12 protein-coding genes are annotated in these 17693 nt (G+C 62.4%); 6 read left to right on the plus strand and 6 right to left on the minus strand.

What is annotated here, in order from left to right; all coding sequences use genetic code 11:
• Positions 1–62 precede the first annotated feature (62 nt).
• Both AC6H0W_RS10540 and radA read left to right on the plus strand, forming a co-directional pair.
• Positions 63–986 carry a LysR family transcriptional regulator gene (locus AC6H0W_RS10540; protein ID WP_497577112.1) on the plus strand — a complete coding sequence of 308 codons (924 nt, stop codon included), beginning with the start codon at positions 63–65 and terminating at the stop codon, positions 984–986.
• Positions 986–2362, plus strand: a complete 1377-nt coding sequence (radA, locus tag AC6H0W_RS10545; RefSeq protein ID WP_497577113.1) for a DNA repair protein RadA — start codon at positions 986–988, stop codon at positions 2360–2362. The genes AC6H0W_RS10540 and radA overlap by 1 nt, the downstream gene beginning before the upstream one ends.
• 726 nt (positions 2363–3088) lie before the next feature.
• On the opposite strand, the gene AC6H0W_RS10550 is transcribed toward radA, so the two are convergent.
• Together AC6H0W_RS10550 and AC6H0W_RS10555 are read right to left on the minus strand one after the other, a co-directional pair.
• A complete protein-coding gene (locus tag AC6H0W_RS10550) occupies positions 3089–4117 on the minus strand; it encodes a TerC family protein (RefSeq protein WP_497577114.1) in 1029 nt (342 codons plus the stop codon).
• Between the two features lie 243 nt (positions 4118–4360).
• Entirely contained in the window at positions 4361–5098 is a 738-nt protein-coding gene (locus tag AC6H0W_RS10555; RefSeq protein WP_497577115.1) for an S-methyl-5'-thioinosine phosphorylase, read from the minus strand.
• Positions 5099–5241: 143 nt separating this feature from the next.
• Between AC6H0W_RS10555 and typA the strand changes: the two genes are divergently transcribed.
• Both typA and AC6H0W_RS10565 read left to right on the plus strand, forming a co-directional pair.
• On the plus strand, positions 5242–7056 hold the full coding sequence (gene typA / locus AC6H0W_RS10560; RefSeq protein ID WP_497577116.1) for a translational GTPase TypA: 1815 nt from the start codon (positions 5242–5244) through the stop codon (positions 7054–7056).
• Between the two features lie 76 nt (positions 7057–7132).
• Complete coding sequence (locus AC6H0W_RS10565) at positions 7133–7465, plus strand: SMR family transporter (RefSeq protein WP_497577117.1); 333 nt, start codon at positions 7133–7135, stop codon at positions 7463–7465.
• 3 nt (positions 7466–7468) lie between these two features.
• Here AC6H0W_RS10565 and galU read toward each other — a convergent pair whose 3' ends face one another.
• From galU to smc, 4 genes are all read right to left on the minus strand, one after another.
• Positions 7469–8344: a UTP--glucose-1-phosphate uridylyltransferase GalU gene (gene galU, locus AC6H0W_RS10570; RefSeq protein ID WP_497577118.1), complete on the minus strand. Its 876-nt coding sequence runs from the start codon at positions 8342–8344 to the stop codon at positions 7469–7471.
• Positions 8345–8368: 24 nt separating this feature from the next.
• The gene (gene ligA / locus AC6H0W_RS10575; protein WP_497577119.1) at positions 8369–10726 is read right to left on the minus strand and encodes an NAD-dependent DNA ligase LigA; all 2358 of its coding nucleotides are present in this window, start codon (positions 10724–10726) and stop codon (positions 8369–8371) included.
• An 11-nt stretch (positions 10727–10737) separates the two neighbouring features.
• Positions 10738–11892 carry a cell division protein ZipA gene (locus AC6H0W_RS10580; RefSeq protein WP_497577120.1) on the minus strand — a complete coding sequence of 385 codons (1155 nt, stop codon included), beginning with the start codon at positions 11890–11892 and terminating at the stop codon, positions 10738–10740.
• A 101-nt stretch (positions 11893–11993) separates the two neighbouring features.
• Positions 11994–15521, minus strand: a complete 3528-nt coding sequence (gene smc / locus AC6H0W_RS10585; RefSeq protein WP_497577121.1) for a chromosome segregation protein SMC — start codon at positions 15519–15521, stop codon at positions 11994–11996.
• A gap of 104 nt (positions 15522–15625) precedes the next feature.
• Between smc and dapC the strand changes: the two genes are divergently transcribed.
• Entirely contained in the window at positions 15626–16831 is a 1206-nt protein-coding gene (dapC, locus tag AC6H0W_RS10590) for a succinyldiaminopimelate transaminase (RefSeq protein WP_497577122.1), read from the plus strand.
• Between the two features lie 20 nt (positions 16832–16851).
• Positions 16852–17676, plus strand: coding sequence for a 2,3,4,5-tetrahydropyridine-2,6-dicarboxylate N-succinyltransferase (gene dapD / locus AC6H0W_RS10595; protein WP_497577123.1), 825 nt, complete (start codon positions 16852–16854; stop codon positions 17674–17676).
• Positions 17677–17693: the final 17 nt, after the last annotated feature.

Here is a 17693-nt window from a genome sequence, read left to right on the forward strand (position 1 = left end):
TGACTTGCCCCAAAGCTGAATTGTTATTAATATGACCCATAAGCGAACTTTATGGGTGGATCGTGGCGGATCGGAGACTACAAGTATTTGCGGCAGTTGCGAAGCACGGTTCCTTCACCAGGGCCGCTGAGCACCTTTTCATGACCCAGCCCGCGGTTACCTTCCAGATCAAGCAGCTTGAAGAGCACTTCAATTCGCGCTTGCTGGAGCGCGGCCACGGCAAGGTCACGCTCACTCCGGCGGGGGAGATCGTCCAGTCCTTTGCCGAACGCATCCTCGATCTGAGTGAAGAGATGGAGCTGCGCGTCGCTGAGCTCACTGACGAACTCTCCGGTCCACTCAATATCGGCACCAGCATGACCATTGCTGGTTACTGGCTGCCGGCAATCATCGATGAATTCAAGCAACTCTACCCACGCGTCATCCCGCGTGTTGTCGTGGGCAACTCGTTGCTCACGGAAGAGCGTGTGGCGGCACGCGAACTCGACCTCGGTTTCGTCGAGATTGCAGCCGATGATCCGAATATTCAGAGACTTACCGCTGCCCGTGACGAAATCATGGTGCTGTGCAGACCGGACCATCCGATTGCCAAGCTCAAAGTGGCACGAGCTGAGGACCTAGCTGATTACCCCTTGATCAACCGCGATATCGGTAACTCGGTACGCGAGTTGACCGAGAAGTTTTTCGAAGACGGTGGGGTGGATGTCTCGAAGCTCGAGATTTGCGCTGAGCTGGGAAGCCTGGCCAGCGTCAAACAACTTGTAGTTCGCGGCCTTGGCTACGCATTCGCGTCCAACGCGGCCATCCAGCGTGAGTTGAAAGAGGGCACGCTTGCGGCTGTGCGTCTTGAGCCTCAGCTTCACAACTCGCTTGAAGTCATCATGCCTCGCGACAAGTTCTGCTCCCGCCTGATCCGCACTTTTGCCGATCACGCCGTTGCTTCGCTCGAACGCCGAGCTGCCGAAATCGCCCGAGAGAAAGCCTGATGGCACGTTCTCGCACCGTGTTCGTATGCAGCGAATGCGGTGGTCAAGCGCCTCAATGGCAAGGCCAATGTCCGCAATGCAAGGCATGGAACACGCTTTCCGAAACCGTGGCAGAGCAGGGCGGGACAGCCGCTTCCGGCCGGTTTGCAGCACTTGCAGGCGCGGTGGGCGAGCTACGGCCGTTGTCCTCACTCGAGGCGCGTGAAGAGCCGCGCATCTCCAGCGGAATCGCCGAATTCGACCGCGTTCTGGGCGGTGGACTGGTAGCCGGCGGCGTCGTATTGATCGGCGGCGACCCAGGCATCGGCAAATCCACATTGTTGTTGCAAGCGCTCAGCGAAATCGCAGCCGCTCATCCCACCATCTATGTGAGTGGCGAGGAGTCTGGCGAACAGGTGGCTCTGCGCGCGAAACGCCTGCAGCTCGAAGCGGACGATGTGCGGCTGTTGCCGGAAATCAAGCTCGAACGCATTCTTGCTACGCTTGCGGCCGAAAAGCCGCGCATTGCAGTCATCGACTCCATCCAGACGCTTTATTCGGAGGCGCTGCAATCGGCGCCGGGATCCGTAGCGCAGGTTCGTGAATGCGCAGCGCAGCTGACGCGCTTCGCCAAAACCTCTGGTGTCAGCCTGATCATCGTGGGCCACGTCACCAAAGACGGGGCTCTGGCCGGCCCGCGTGTGCTCGAACACATCGTCGACACGGTGCTGTACTTCGAAGGTGACACACATTCGAGCTTCCGTCTCGTGCGAGCTATCAAGAACCGCTTCGGGGCCGTGAACGAGCTGGGCGTATTCGCCATGACCGATCGCGGCCTGCGTGAGGTGACCAATCCTTCGGCGATCTTTCTGTCGCAGCACGAACGACAAGTGCCCGGCAGCTGCGTGCTGGTCACGCAAGAGGGCACTCGCCCTTTGCTGGTGGAGATCCAGGCTCTGGTGGATGGGGCGCACAACCCGAATCCGCGCCGTCTTACGGTCGGTCTTGAGCAGAACAGGCTGGCCATGCTGCTGGCCGTTCTGCATCGCCACGCCGGCGTGGTGTGCTTCGATCAGGACGTCTTCGTGAACGCTGTTGGGGGCGTCAAGATCGCGGAGCCGGCAGCCGATCTTGCCGTGTTGCTGTCGATTGTTTCTTCCATGAAAACAAAAGCCTTACCGCGTGAACTTGCAGTATTTGGTGAAGTTGGTCTGGCGGGTGAGATCCGCCCTGCACCACGTGGCCAAGAGCGTCTTCGCGAAGCGGCCAAGCTTGGTTTCACGACGGCCATCGTGCCCAAAGCCAACGCGCCCAAGCAGAAGATCAAAGGCATCGAAGTCATTGCCGTCGACCGCATAGACGAAGCCCTCGAGCGCGCCAGCGAACTCTCCGCTTAAGACGCCACAGCAAAACTGTACCGGCATAGCTCATGCCAATCGCGTTACCATGCATGCAAAAAAGGGTAACGCATGAATCGTACTTTCTTGCTGGCGCTGCTTTTCGCAGCGACTTCACCCGCACTGGCACAGGTGTATCGCTGCGATACACCTCAGGGCACGGCCTATCAGCCAACACCTTGCGCGGATCCATCGCAGCAGCGAACGCTCAAGGACAATCTCTCGGTCATTCAAGGCGGGAGTTACCCGTCGAGCGAGCCGCTTCAAGTCGAGCAGGGGCAAAGTCTTCGACTGCTTCGGGGGAATGCCGTCGCGCCGTCGGAGCCTGCGCGGTGCAATCACTTGCGGCGCCGCATCGGCGAAATCGATCGCCAGGCAAGGGTTCGGTCAACGCAGCGCTTGACCGACGAACGCAGGGCCGCCAGAAAGCAATTCTACGAGCTCCGATGCCAGAACTTCCCGCCTGGGTATTGATGCGATGGGGCCCGCGCACGGAGACGCCACGCACAGTCGGTTTGATCGACGTTGTGCTGCAAGTTCAGGGCAAGCTCGAAGCTCGTGATATCCGAAGTGCAGGGCAAACAGGAATGGATGGGATTGTTCGTACTCATATTTTGTACTTAACATAATACAAATTATGGCGTTTCTAGATAGTTAAACCCTGCTTTTCTGGCGCTCAGATCCGCGAAGCTCCGGTTGGTATCCGGGGCTTCGTGCGGCGCCGACTTAGCGCTGTTCTTCCTTTGGATTCTTTCGCTTCTTGACGCTGAACGGATAAGCGCCTCGCGGTCGTGCATCGCTTGCGGGCGCAATCAGTACGGACAGGATCATGGTCACGCCAAGGATCAGCACCGTGGCACTCAACGACCACACGACCGGAATCTTGTAGAGATCAATCAACAGCATTTTGGTGCCGATGAGCACCAGAACGATCGCCAGGCCGTATGGCAGCAAGTGGAAACGCTCATGCACGCTTGCCAGCAGGAAGTACATGGCACGCAAGCCGAGGATGGCAAACACGTTCGAAGTGAGCACGATGAACGGATCGAGCGTGATGGCGAAAATGGCCGGGATGGAATCGACTGCGAAAATCACATCGACGATGCCGATCAGCGCAACGACGACCAAAAGTGGCGTGGCCACCCTCTGCCCTTCCATGCGGGTGAAGAACTTTTCGCCATCGTAGTTGGGCGAGATGCGGATGCGACGCTTCACCCACTTCAAGGCCGGATTCTCTTCAAGATCAGGCTCTTGCCCGGCAGCCCACCACATCTTGATGCCGGTAAAAACCAGAAACGCGCCGAAGACGTAAAGAATCCAGTGGAACTGCGCAATCATCCAGGCGCCAACCAGGATTAGCACCCCACGTAGCAGAAGAGCTCCGAGAATGCCGATCATCAGCACCCTCTTCTGGAACTCCTGCGGTACTGCGAAGTAGGTGAACAACATCAGAAAGACGAAGATGTTGTCGACCGCGAGCGCCTTCTCCACCAGATAGCCCGTGATGAATTCGAGCGCTTTGGCGTTGGCGAGCGTACGGGCTGCTTCGTCACTCCCCAAGCCACCCAGCTGCCACCACAACAAGCCGACGAAGACGAAACTGGTAGCCACCCACACAAGCGACCAAATGGCCGCTTCACGCATCGACACCTTGTGCGCGCCCTGCCGGTTCAGCGCAAAGAAGTCGATCAGCAAAGCGATCACGACGAAGATCGCGAACAACGACCACAGAAGAGGGGTTCCGATGGAGAGCATGGCAAGACCTTGAAAAATTACGGGCACGACAATTCGATTGCACGAGCCTGTTACGGTCTTGCCAACCACGCGTGGCGTGGGCTGCAATGCCGGAGAGCGTTTTGGCGCTCCCGTGCTGACGACATTGCAGAGGTCTTGCGACCCCGGCTACTCCCCGAAAGAGGTGCTCTGATTACAGCAGCGCGTGGTTCGCTGCGTCAATCAGGGTTTGTGCTGATATGGTCCAGGCATGCAGCCTTGCATTCAGCGACGGCAGGAGTGTTCCAGTACCGCGCGAACGCGCGCCATGGCGTCTTGCAGCACGCACTCTATATCCTTGAAGGCGATACCCGACGCGCTATCTCCCCGACCCGCTGCGTAGTTTGCCACCACGTTGATGGCGGCATAGGGCAGGTTCAGTTCGCGTGCCAGAGCAGCTTCCGGCATACCTGTCATCCCTACCACATCGGCCCCGTCGCGCTCCAGGCGTGCGATCTCCGCAGCGGTTTCCAGCCTGGGGCCTTGGGTGGCGGCGTAAACTGCGCCGTCGAGCATGCTCTCCCCTGCCCGCTCGGCCGCCTCCAGAATGCGTTTGCGCAGTATGGCATCGTACGGATGGGTGAAGTCGATGTGATGGACTGGCTCGTCAGGGCGGTCGAAGTAGGTGCCTACGCGCCCCCACGTGTAATCGATGATCTGATGGGGAACCACCAGTGCACCTGGTACGAGATCGGAACGAATGCCGCCCACGGATGCAACCGACAGCACCTCGGTGGCACCGGCGTCGCGCAGTGCCCACAGATTCGCGCGGTAGTTCACCATGTGCGGCGGGATGGTATGACCATGCCCGTGACGGGCCAGGAAGAGCACCGGCTGCCCACACAACTCACCGAAAACAACCGGGCTGGAAGGTTCGCCGTACGGCGTGCGCACGATTTCGCGGCGTGTGATGTCGAGTGATGACAGGCGGGACAAGCCGCTGCCGCCGATGATGGCAAGCATTCGATTCTCCAGGCAGAAACGCGGCCGATTCTAGCACGCAGGCCCGCAGCCCCTGCCCTGCAGCCCCTTCTCGCGAAATGCGTCACGGAATTGACGTTGGCTCATGCTAGAATCGTCGGTTTTTCAGACACTTCCAGGTTCCCATGTCACGCGCCATCCGCAACATCGCCATCATTGCCCACGTCGACCACGGCAAAACCACTCTCGTCGACCAGCTTCTGCGCCAATCCGGCACCTTCGCCGCCCACCAGGCGGTGGCCGAACGGGTCATGGACTCCGGCGATATCGAGAAAGAGCGTGGCATCACCATTCTCTCCAAGAACTGTGCGATCCAGTACGGCGAAACCCACATCAACATTGTCGACACCCCGGGGCACGCGGACTTCGGTGGTGAGGTAGAGCGCGTGCTGTCGATGGTCGACAGCGTACTGCTGCTCGTCGATGCGCAGGAAGGTCCGATGCCGCAGACGCGCTTCGTGACGCGCAAGGCGCTGGCGCTGGGCCTCAAGCCGATCGTCGTGGTGAACAAGATCGACCGTCCGGGGGCGCGTCCGGACTGGGTCATCGATCAGACCTTCGACCTGTTCGACAAGCTGGGTGCCACCGAAGAGCAGCTCGACTTCCCGGTGATTTTCGCCTCTGGCCTGAACGGTTTTGCGATGGAAAAGCTTGGTGACGAGCGCACCGACATGCGCCCGCTGTTCGAGGCCATCCTCAAGCACGTACCGGCACCGGAAGTGGACGCCGAAGGCCCGCTGCAACTGCAGATCTGCTCGCTCGACTATTCGACCTACATGGGTCAGATGGGTATCGGCCGCATCAAGCGTGGTCGCATCCGTCCGAACCAGGAAGTGGTCGTGATGTACGGCGAAGAAAACCGCGGCAAGGGCAAGGTCAGCCAGATCCTGACCTTCAAGGGCCTTGAGCGCTCGCCGGCCGACTCCGCCGAAGCCGGTGACATCGTGCTGGTGGCCGGTATCGACCAGGTCAACATCGGCGTGACGTTCTGCGACCCGGAACAACTCGAAGGCATGAAGCCGATCGCCGTCGATGAGCCGACGCTGACGATGAACTTCATGGTTAATACCTCTCCCCTCGCCGGCCGTGAAGGCAAATTCGTCACCAGCCGCCAGATCCGCGAGCGTCTCGAGAAAGAACTGCTCAAGAACGTGGCCCTGCGCGTGAACTACACCGATGACTCGGATGTGTTCGAAGTTTCCGGCCGTGGCGAACTGCACCTCACCATCCTGCTCGAGAACATGCGTCGCGAAGGTTTCGAGATGGCCGTTGGTCGTCCGCGCGTGGTGTTCAAGGACATCGACGGCGTGAAGTCCGAGCCGTACGAAATGCTGACGGTGGATGTCGAGGAAGACCACCAAGGCAGCGTCATGGAAGAGCTGGGCCGTCGTCGCGGCGAGCTGCAGGACATGCAGCCGGACGGCAAGGGTCGTGTGCGTCTCGAGTACCGCATTCCGGCCCGCGGCCTGATCGGTTTCCAGGGTGAATTCCTGACCATGACGCGTGGTACGGGTCTGGCCAGCCACGTGTTCGACGATTACGGCCCGATGGCTGGCGCCATGAGCGAGCGTCGCAACGGCGTGCTGATCTCGCAGAACGACGGTGCGGCCGTGGCCTTTGCGCTGTGGAACCTGCAAGATCGCGGCCGCATGTTCGTCAGCCCCGGCGAGGCGCTGTACGAAGGCATGATCATCGGCATTCACAGCCGTGATAACGATCTGGTGGTGAACCCGATCAAGGGCAAGCAGCTCACCAACGTGCGTGCTTCAGGCACCGACGAAGCCGTGCGCCTGGTGCCGCCGATTTCGCTCACGCTCGAATCCGCCATCGAGTTCATTGCCGATGACGAAATTGTCGAGATCACGCCGAAGAACATTCGCCTGCGCAAGCGTCACCTGAAGGAAAGCGATCGCAAGCGCGCTTCCAAAGCCGAGGCCTAAGGCCTTTCAGCTCGCCGAGCTGTACGCAAGAATGGCGCCGCAAGGCGCCATTTTCTTTTTCAGCCTGAGGTGTTCGATGAACAACTGGATCTTTCTCGGCGTGGCCATCCTGTTCGAGGTGGTAGCCACTTCTGCGCTCAAGGCGGCTGCAGGCTTCACTCGCCTGTGGCCGTCCGTCATCGTGGTGATCGGCTACGCCGGTGCCTTCTACTTTCTGGCGCTGACGCTGCGCACCATTCCGGTCGGTGTTGCTTATGCCGTATGGTCCGGCGTCGGCGTGGTGTTGATCGGGCTCATCGGCTGGTTGGTATTCGGGCAGGTACTCGACAAGGCAGCCCTGCTCGGCATGGCGCTGATCGTTTCAGGGGTGGCGGTCATCCACCCCTTCTCGAACAGCGCCACTCATTGAGCCTCAGCCGCGGCTGGCAAGGTAGGCGCTGAACTCGTCTTTCACTTCGGGGTGACGCAGGGCCAGCTCGACCGAAGCTTTGAGATAGCCGATTTTCGAGCCGCAGTCGTAACGCGTGCCCTTGAACTCATACGACAGCACGGCCTCTTCCTTGAGCAGAGCGGCAATCGCGTCGGTCAGTTGCAGCTCGCCGCCTGCGCCGGGCTTGAGGGCACGAATGTGCTCGAACACGTGCGGGGTGAGAATGTAGCGGCCAACCACGGCTTGGGTGCTGGGTGCTTCTTCGGGCTTCGGTTTCTCGATGATGCCGGACACCCGCATGATCGGGCCATCCTTGCTTTCGGTGCTGACGATGCCGTACTGACGCGTGTTCTCGAGCGGAACACTCATGGTGCCGAGCACCGAGCAGCGGTGATAGTTGTACACCTCGACCATCTGTTGCATCACGGGTTTGCCGCCGGGGTTGTCCAGCAAGTCATCGGCGAGCATGACGGCAAAGGCTTCGTCATCGTCGATCACGTGCGATGCGCACAGTACGGCGTGCCCCAGGCCCAGTGCCTCGGCCTGACGGATGTAGATGCAGTTCACGTTGTCCGGCACGGTGTGACGCACGATTTCGAGCAATTCCTTCTTGCCCCGCGCCTCCAACTCGGTCTCCAGCTCATAGGCCTTGTCGAAGTGGTCTTCGATGGCACGCTTGGTGCGGCCGGTGATGAAGATCAACTCGGTGATACCTGCCGCAACGGCCTCTTCCACCGCGTACTGAATCAAAGGCTTGTCTACAACCGGCAGCATTTCCTTGGGGCTGGCCTTGGTCGCGGGGAGAAAGCGCGTACCCATGCCGGCAACCGGAAACACCGCCTTGGTGATCTTCTTCATGTCTCTTCCTTTTTGTTCTCTGCGTCAGACGTTGGTTGCGACGAGGGCACGCAGAGCATCCTCGTCGAGTATCGTGATACCCAGTTCTTCTGCCTTCGTGAGCTTCGAGCCCGCCTCGGCGCCCGCGACGACGTAATCGGTCTTCTTGGAGACGGAGCCGGTGACTTTGCCACCCTGCTCTTCGATCAGCGCCTTGGCCTCGTCGCGCGTCATCGACGGCAAACTGCCAGTGAGCACGAACGTCTTGCCGGCAAAAGGTGAAGACGCGTCGTTCTCAGGGGTCTGTGGCTGCCCGATGGCGATGCCAAGGTACGCGAGTTCGTTGAACAGGGCTGTTGCGAGAGGTGAGCGGATGCGCTCAAGCGCAGCAGCGGCGCGCTTGACGGGTTGCCCCGTTTCATCCGCGAGGCGGCCTGGCGTCCAGGCTTCGTCCAGAAGATCGATGAGTTCGGGGTGGAATTCGGCGATCTTCTGCTCGCTGCCCTTGCCCAGGCCATCACTTCTGGCCGTTACGCTGCCATCCACCGAGCTGACTTCCACAGGCTGCAGACGAGCGATCACCTCCGCAGCCGAGATGATGCGCGGAGCCAAGGAAATCGAGGGCCGGCGGATGCCGCGCTCAGCGTCCAGCAAAGCCTTGATCACCAGCCGGTTCTCGTCGTCTTCGAAGAAGCGGCGCACGTTGAGCGCCGTAGCCAACCCGATGTCGGGCACCATCTGCAGCGTCGTCAGACTGGCGCGCTCCAGCGCGTCGATGGAACCGTAAAAGCGCGCGAGTTCGCGCGCCGAGGTTTCACCGATGCCGGGAATACCCAGACCAAACACCAGACGTTCGAGCGATACATCGCGGCTTTGCTGGATGGCGGCATACAGATTGTTGGCTGAAACCTCGGCGAAGCCGTCCAGCGTGCGCAGGCGCTCCGGCGCGAGCACATACAGATCGGCCGGGCTCTTCACCCAGCCGCGGTCTACCAACTGCTCGACGATCTTCTCGCCCAGGCCTTCGATATCCACCGCGCGGCGGCTGGCGAAATGCAGCAGCGCCTGTTTGCGCTGCGCGCTGCAATGCAGGCCACCTGAACATTTGATGACGGCCTCACCTTCGCTGCGCACGGTGGTCGAACCGCACACCGGGCAACAGGGGTAGCGCTCGATGAGGTGAAAGCGCGGCAAATCGCCCTTGCGCCGTTCGAGCACCGGACCGACCACTTCGGGGATGACGTCCCCTGCCCTGCGCACGATCACGTAGTCACCGATGCGCACGTCTTTACGGTCGATCTCGCCCTGGTTGTGCAGCGTGGCATTTGTGACGGTCACGCCGCCAACGAACACCGGCGCCAGCCGCGCCACCGGCGTGAGCGCCCCGGTGCGCCCTACCTGCACTTCGATGTCGAGAAGCTCAGTGATCTCTTCCTGCGCCGGATACTTGTGCGCTACTGCCCAGCGCGGCTCGCGCGTCACGAAACCGAGCTCTTCCTGCAGGCCGAAGTCATCGACCTTGTAGACCACGCCGTCGATGTCGTAGGGAAGTGAATCGCGCAGTTCGGCGATCTTCGCGTGGAAGGCGATCAAGCCCTCGGCGCCGTCCGAAAGCACGCGATGCTCGCACACCGGAAAGCCCATTTCGGCCACCCAATCGAGCATGCCGGACTGCGTCTGCGGCAGATCGAAGCCCTGGTATTCACCGATGCCATAGGCGAAGAACGACAGCGGCCGCTTGTCGGCGATACGCGGGTCGAGCTGACGTACCGCGCCTGCCGCGGTGTTGCGCGGGTTGATGAATTCCTTCTCACCGGCTGCGCGCTGGCGCTCGTTGAGCTTGAGGAAGTCATCCCGCCGCATGTAGATCTCGCCGCGCACTTCCAGCACTGCGGGTGCTGCACCGCGCAGCCGCAAGGGAATCTGCCGAATGGTGCGGATGTTGTGCGTGACGTCTTCGCCCGTGGTGCCGTCGCCGCGCGTGGCGGCACAGACCAGCAGACCGCTCTCGTAGCGCAGGTTGATGGCCAGCCCGTCGAACTTGAGCTCCGCCAGATAGCGCACGGGCGGCTCGATGGGCAGCAGCTTGAGCGCATTGCGCACCCGCGCATCGAAGGCACGCGCACCGTTTTCAGTGATGTCCGTTTCGGTGCGGATCGACAGCATCGGCACGGCGTGACGCACCGGCTTGAGATCCGGCGCAGGCGTACCGCCCACACGCTGCGTGGGCGAATCAGGGCTCAGCAGTTCCGGGTGAGCGAACTCGATTTCCTGCAGTTCGCGGAAGGCGCGGTCGTACTCGGCATCCGGTACGGTCGGATCGTCGAGTACGTAATACGCGTGGTTCCACGCCTCAAGGCGCTCGCGCAATTCAAGCGCGCGAGCCGCGGCATCAGCACTCATTCAGGCACCGCTCAAGCAGAGAACAGGCGGGTGGCCAGGCGGCTGCCGGGCGGAATGCCGCCCTCCTCCATCTGCGCATGAATGCGCTGAATCTGGCGACGGATGACGGAGGCTTCTTCATGGCCGAACGGCGCGCGGTTGTCGTCGACGATTTCGCCGTCGAGCGATTCGGCCATGACTTCGGCGATGCGCATCATCGAGTCGAACACACTGGCGCCGTTGGCAACCAGCGGCACATCGAGCAGGAAGGTCATGCCGTGGGTGTACAACTCGTCCATGCTGCTGACGTCGAATAATTCCGTTTCGTGGTTGCTCAGCATGAACAAGGGGCGGCCTTCAGCGTCGCTCGAATGAAAACTGCCGTCGTCGGCCAGATGCATGCCGCAGGACTCAGCCAAGGTGCGAATGCGTGCGCCGGGGAACGGAGCGCGCGGCGCCACCAGATTGATGCCCACCTGAACGTCGACACTCGCGCACAGCGCGTCGGTGTCCGCGGCATTGGCCAGCGCCGCAGCGCGCGAGGGCACATTGGCCGGCACGGCAAGAAACTGGTCGGCTACACGCTGCACGCCCTCGGTGAAGCTGCGGAATTCGTTTTCGTCGATGGCGCCGCGGCGGTCGACCATCTGCAGCGCCACGCACAGCCAGTGGAAATCGCCCACGCTGTGCGGGGTCAGCGCATGCCAGTGGTTGTCGGCATCGTCGAAGCCGAACCAGCGCACGGCCTTGGAGAGGTCACGCAGTTGTTCGCTCTGCGTGCTCCACAGGCGACCGATGTCGAGCGGCTCGATGGCCTCGATGCTGATGATGCAATCAACGGTCGGGTCCAGCTCTTTGGGCATCGGCGGCAAGGCATGGCGTCCGCTCGGATGCACATCCTCATGGAAGACGGGCTCCGGCGTATCGGCAACGACTGGCGCCGCATCGTCGAAATCGGGTTCGATTTCGCGAATGATCTCGTCACGCTGATCGGGCTCGTCATCGTCGAGGCTCGGCTCCATGCGGTTACGTGGGGCGGCACCAAGCAGCACGTCAGGATGGTCGGAACGGAAGGTGGTTTCCGCGAGCTTCCGGTGCTTGCGTTCCTGCCACTTGTTGTAGGCGAGGATGCCCACCACGGCGGCAACGCCAAGCGCGATCAGACCAATCTGCAGTTCGCTGTCCATCTTTGTTCCTGTGTTCCTGCCCGAATATCGAGCGGGTCATTTCACCCGGAGGGCGTGTTGCTGTTACCGGCGCAGGCGGCTGCGCCCCGAATCATTGCTCGTCATGCGGCGGCCGTTTCGGCCAGGCGCAGCGCAGCTTCCATATCCACCTCGACCACCCGCGAAACGCCCTGTTCCTGCATGGTTACGCCAACCAGCTGCTCGGCGATCTCCATCGTCAGCTTGCTGTGACTGATGAACACGAACTGCGTCTGCGCAGACATGCGCCGCACCATGTTGCAGTAACGCTCGGTGTTCGCATCGTCCAGTGGCGCATCGACTTCGTCAAGCATGCAAAACGGCGCCGGGTTGAGCTGAAACATCGAGAATACCAGCGCGATCGCGGTCAGCGCCTTTTCCCCGCCCGACAGCAGATGTATCGAGCTGTTTTTCTTGCCCGGCGGCTGGGCCACGATCTGGATGCCGGCATCCAGAATCTCTTCGCCAGTCATCACCAGCGCAGCCTGGCCACCGCCGAACAACTGCGGGAACAACTCGCTGAAGTGGCGATTGACGGTTTCGTAGGTCTGGCGCAGTTGTTCGCGCGTTTCGCGGTCGATGCGGCGGATGGCGTCTTCGAGCGTGCCGATGGCCTCGGTGAGATCGTCGTTCTGCGCGTCAAGGTAGCCACGCCGCTCTTCGGCCGCCGTGACTTCGTCGAGCGCAGCCAGGTTGACCGGACCGAGCTCTTCGATTTCGCGTGCAAGGCGTGACACCTCGCGCGTCAGCGTGCCCTCGCGCAGATCTTCCGTCAGATGCGGGCGCAGTGTGTCGATGTCGGCGCGCGCCTCGCTCAAGCGTTCGTCGAACTGCTGAGCTGCCAGCAAGGCGGCCTGCACGGCCAGGCGCAATTCCCCGATGCGCTCTCGCAGCGGCGCCGCGGCGTGTTCGCAGCGCAGGCGTTGCTCCTCGATCTCACGCAAACGGGCGGTGGCGTCTTCCTGCGCGTCGCGGCAGGCGGCCAAAGCGGCTTCGCGGCTGCTGCGAAGCTCCAGCGCGGCCTGCAAGGCGGCATCACAGCGCGATACGTCGGTGGCCTCGAGGGTTTCCTCGTGCGAGGCTGTTTCAGCCGTGATGCGCGCGATCTGTTCGACTGCAAGCGCAGCGGCACGTGCCGCCTCTTCCAGTTTGGCGGCGCATTCGCGCTGCGAAAAACGCGCCTCCTGCTCGTCACGCGCGGCGGTTTGCTCGAGCGCGCGGATCTCGCGCAGGCTGTGCTCGTGCTCGCGCAGCATCTCGACGGCCAGTTGCAAGCGCTCATGCTGAATTTCGGCAAGCTCGGCGCAGCGCGCATGCTCGGCATCGGCACGCATCACGTGCTCGCGCTCGGCCTCTTCAAGGTGCGCCAGATCGGCGATATCCCGGGTGATCTGCGTACGACGCTCTTCGGCACGCTCGCCGGCCTGCACCAGCTTGAGAAGTTCAACCTGCGCTGCATGCAGTTGCTGCTGCAGCGTCTGCACATCGCGCCGAGCGGCGTTGAGAGACTCCTGCAGTTCGCTGGCGCGCTCCTCACGCTGGCTGACCGCTTCGCGTGCGCCGTCGGCGGCCTGCTGCAGGGTTTCGAGCTGCGCGTCGAGGGTATCGATCTCGCGTTGGCGCTCCAGCACGCCGTGGGTGCGGTCATCCGGCACGTGGCTGATCAGCGTGCTTCGAGTCAGGCAACGCCCCTCGCGGTCGACCAAGGTGCAGCCGGCCGGCAGGCTGCTGCGTCGAGGCAGCCACGCCTGCAGCGAATCCACCGCAAACACTCCACTTAGCCAATTCCCCAGCAAAGCAGAGATACGCTGATCGGCGCTGCGCACGATATCAGCCAGTGGAAGCATGCCGGGTTCCAGCGCCGGGACGACACTGACGCCCGGAGCATCGCCGAAGCTCAAGGCGAGCGTGCCCGGCGGAATGTCGCCAAGCACCGTCTCTGCGTGTTCGGCCTGGGTGTCCGTCAGCGCCGCGAGGCGCTCGCGCAACACCGCTTCGGAGGCGCGCTCCCAACCACTTTCAACCGTCACATGGCGCCACAAGGGCTCCAGCGAACTCAGGCCATGTTTCTGCAGCCAGTCGCCCAGCTTGCCGCTGGTTTGCACGCGTGCTTGCAGTTGAGCCAGCGCTTCACGGCGTGCGCGTTGCTCGGTCAGGGCGCGGCGCGAGCCTTGTTCATGCTCCATGGCCTGCTTCAAGGCCGCCTGGGCATCGGGCCAGCGGGCCTGATGCTCGGCCAAGGCGTGTTGGGTGTCGGCCAGACGCTGCTCGAACTCTTCCACAATGGCCTGATTGCGCGCGATGGTGGTCTCATCCGGCCCTTCGATGCGCCCCGACTCCTCGTCGAGGCGGCCACGACGCTGCGCCAGATTATCGAGCGCGCGTCGCGCGTTGGCGCGATTGGTCTCTTCCACGCGCAGTTTCTGTTCGGTCTGGGCCAGCTCGCGGCGCGCTTCGGATACCGCGGCATCAGCTGCTGAACGGGCCGCTTCGGCCTCCGGCAGGCGATCGGCGATCTCGGCATGACGCGCGGCGGCGTGTTCGGCGCGCACCTCGGCGTTCTCCAGCAGCTCGCGCCAGCGCACGTCGTCTTGCGCAGCCGTGCGCTCGCGCGACTGCCAGTCGGCCAGCGAAACAGCCAACTCGGTGAGTCGCTGCTCCAGACGCTTGCGCGTGTCATTGAGGTGACGCAGCTCGCTTTCGAGGCGACTCGCCTCGGCCGAGGCCGCGAACAACGCAGCCTGCCCTTCCTGCGTGGCTTCGGAGCACTCCTGATGCCGCGCGCGCGCGGCCTCTACGGCGGCTTCGAGCTCGGTCAGACGTGCGCTGTCGCTTTCCAGACGGCCTGAAGTGGCAGCAAGCTCCTCTTCCATGCGCCGCTGCTCGTTGCGCGCCTGAGTGAGCTTGAGCAGCCACAGCAACTGTTGGCGCTGTTCGTGTGCGCTGTGCAGATCACGGTAGAGCCCAGCGATTCGCGCCTGCTCGCGCAGGTGTTCGATGCGCTCGCCCAGTTCGCCGCGGATGTCTTCCAGGCGCGCGAGGTTGTCACGCGCGTCGGACAGGCGGCCTTCGGTTTCCTTGCGGCGTTCGCGGTATTTGGTGACGCCGGCGGCCTCTTCGAGAAAGCCGCGGATGTCTTCAGGGCGGGCTTCGATGATGCGCGAGATCATGCCCTGTTCGATGATGGCGTAGGCGCGCGGGCCCAAACCAGTACCGAGGAACAGATCGATGACGTCCTTGCGGCGCACCTGCGTGTTGTTGATGTGGTAGCTGGATTCACCGCTGCGGTCGAGCACGCGCTTGACGGCGATCTCGGCATAACGCGACCAGTGCCCGGCGGCACGCCCTTCGGAGTTGTCGAACACCAGTTCGACGCTGGCACGCTGCACCGGCTTGCGGGTGGTCGAGCCGTTGAAGATGACGTCGTGCATCGACTCGCCACGCAGCGCACTGGCACGCATTTCGCCTAGAACCCAGCGCACGGCGTCGATGATGTTGGATTTGCCGCAGCCGTTGGGCCCGACGATGCCGACCAGGTTGCCGGGCGCGGTCACCGTCGTCGGATCAACGAAGGTCTTGAATCCGGCGAGTTTGAGCTTGGCGAGGCGCACGTTTTTCGGCTGTTGGAGCGGGGTCCGGGGTAGCGCGCCATGATACCATTCAACGCCCGTCGCGCCGCGCGCGGCGCCTGCTCAAAATGCCTTTGCCATCCAGCGTGAATCCGAATCTAGCCCGCCTCCATCCGTACCCCTTCGAAAAACTGCGTGAATTGCTCGACGGCGCCACGCCACCGGCTGGCCTCGCGCCCATTCGCCTGTCCATCGGCGAGCCGCGCCATGCCACGCCGGACTTCATCCGCCAGGCTTTGGCCGACAACCTCGACGGCCTCGCCACCTACCCCACCACCCAAGGCAGCGACGCGCTGCGCAACGCAATTGCAGCGTGGATGGGGCGTCGTTACGGGCTGGACGGCATCAACGCGCAGACTCAGGTATTGCCCGTCACCGGCACGCGCGAGGCCTTGTTCGCCTTCGCGCAGTGCGTGATCGATGGCAGCCGACCAGGCGCCAAGGTGCTGGCACCCAACCCGTTCTATCAGATCTACGAAGGCGCAGCGCTGCTCGCCGGCGCCGAAGCGCTGTTCATCAACAACTGCGCCGAAAACGCCTTTGCATCGGATTTCGCCAGCGTGGCCGAGTCGGTGTGGCGCGATGTGCAGTTGGTATATGTGTGCTCACCCGGCAACCCCACCGGGCGTGTGATGAGTGTGGCCGAATGGGCCGAACTGTTCGAACTGTCCGACCGCTTCGGCTTCGTGATCGCTTCGGACGAGTGCTATTCCGAGATCTATTTCGATGACGCGGCCCGCCCGGTGGGCGCCCTGCAGGCCGCCGCCGAGCTTGGCCGCAGCGACTTCCGCAACATCGTGATGTTCTCCAGCCTGTCGAAGCGCTCCAACGTGCCGGGGCTGCGCTCCGGTTTCGTGGCGGGCGATGCGGCGCTGGTACGCGCCTTTCACGCCTACCGCACCTATCACGGCTGCGCCATGAGCCCTGCCGTGCAAGCCGCCTCCGTGGCCGCCTGGAACGACGAAGCCCACGTGGAAGAGAACCGCCGCCTGTACCGCGAGAAGTTCGCCACAGTCACGCCGATTCTGGCGCCGCATCTGGGCGTCAGCGTGCCCGATGCGGGCTTCTACCTGTGGGCCGATGTACGCAAGTGCGCACCGATCACCGACACCGAGTTCGCTCGCCGGCTGGTCGCCGAATATAATGTCACGGTCCTGCCGGGCAGCTTCCTCGCCCGCGAATCCGGCGGCATCAACCCTGGCGCGGGTTTCATCCGCATCGCGCTGGTGGCCGAAACCGCCGAATGCATCGAAGGCGCCGAGCGTATCGCCGCTCTGTGCCGCTCCCTGTAAAACAAGAAACGGAACTCCCCATGTCCTCAGCACTGCAGAAGATCATCGATGACGCGTTCGAAGCGCGCGCCAGCCTCTCCCCCTCCTCCGCCCCGGCCGAAATCCGCAATGCGGTGAATGAAGTGCTGGCCGGGCTCGACGCCGGCACGCTGCGCGTTGCCGAAAAGAAAGACGGCGAATGGGTGGTGAACCAGTGGGTCAAGAAGGCCGTGCTGATCTCCTTCCGTCTGGCCGACAACGAAGTCATGCCGGGTGCTGCCACCCAGTACTTCGACAAGGTGCCGACCAAGTTCGCCGACTACACGCCGGAACAGTTCCGCGAAGGCGGCTTCCGCGTGGTGCCGCCCGCTGTGGCACGCCGTGGCTCGTTCATTGGCAAGAACGTGGTGATGATGCCCTCGTACGTGAACATCGGCGCCTACGTGGATGAAGGCACGATGGTCGATACTTGGGCCACCGTCGGGTCCTGCGCCCAGATCGGCAAGAATGTGCACCTGTCGGGTGGCGTTGGCATCGGCGGCGTGCTCGAGCCGATCCAGGCCGGCCCGGTGATCATCGAAGACAACTGCTTCATCGGCGCGCGCTCGGAAATCGTCGAAGGCGTGGTGGTGGAAGAAAACTCGGTGATCTCGATGGGTGTGTACATCGGCATGAGCACCCGCATCTATGATCGCGAGACCGGCGAGGTGCATTACGGCCGCGTGCCGGCCGGCTCGGTGGTGGTACCGGGCAACCTGCCGTCGGCTGATGGAAAATACAGCCTGTACTGCGCCGTGATCGTGAAGAAGGTCGATGCCCAGACGCGTTCGAAAACCGCCATCAACGAACTGCTGCGCGGCGCCTGAGCGCCCTGTAGCCCGCA

This window comes from Pseudazoarcus sp. NS20 (assembly GCF_059703745.1).

What these genes read in the sequence shown, in the direction of transcription:
- radA (WP_497577113.1), top strand. Translation starts at nt 986, where the DNA reads ATGGCACGTTCTCGCACCGTGTTCGTATGCAGCGAATGCGGTGGTCAA.
- AC6H0W_RS10550 (WP_497577114.1), bottom strand. Translation starts at nt 4,117, where the DNA reads ATGCTCTCCATCGGAACCCCTCTTCTGTGGTCGTTGTTCGCGATCTTC.
- AC6H0W_RS10555 (WP_497577115.1), bottom strand. Translation starts at nt 5,098, where the DNA reads ATGCTTGCCATCATCGGCGGCAGCGGCTTGTCCCGCCTGTCATCACTC.
- typA (WP_497577116.1), top strand. Translation starts at nt 5,242, where the DNA reads ATGTCACGCGCCATCCGCAACATCGCCATCATTGCCCACGTCGACCAC.
- AC6H0W_RS10565 (WP_497577117.1), top strand. Translation starts at nt 7,133, where the DNA reads ATGAACAACTGGATCTTTCTCGGCGTGGCCATCCTGTTCGAGGTGGTA.
- galU (WP_497577118.1), bottom strand. Translation starts at nt 8,344, where the DNA reads ATGAAGAAGATCACCAAGGCGGTGTTTCCGGTTGCCGGCATGGGTACG.
- ligA (WP_497577119.1), bottom strand. Translation starts at nt 10,726, where the DNA reads ATGAGTGCTGATGCCGCGGCTCGCGCGCTTGAATTGCGCGAGCGCCTT.
- AC6H0W_RS10580 (WP_497577120.1), bottom strand. Translation starts at nt 11,892, where the DNA reads ATGGACAGCGAACTGCAGATTGGTCTGATCGCGCTTGGCGTTGCCGCC.
- dapD (WP_497577123.1), top strand. Translation starts at nt 16,852, where the DNA reads ATGTCCTCAGCACTGCAGAAGATCATCGATGACGCGTTCGAAGCGCGC.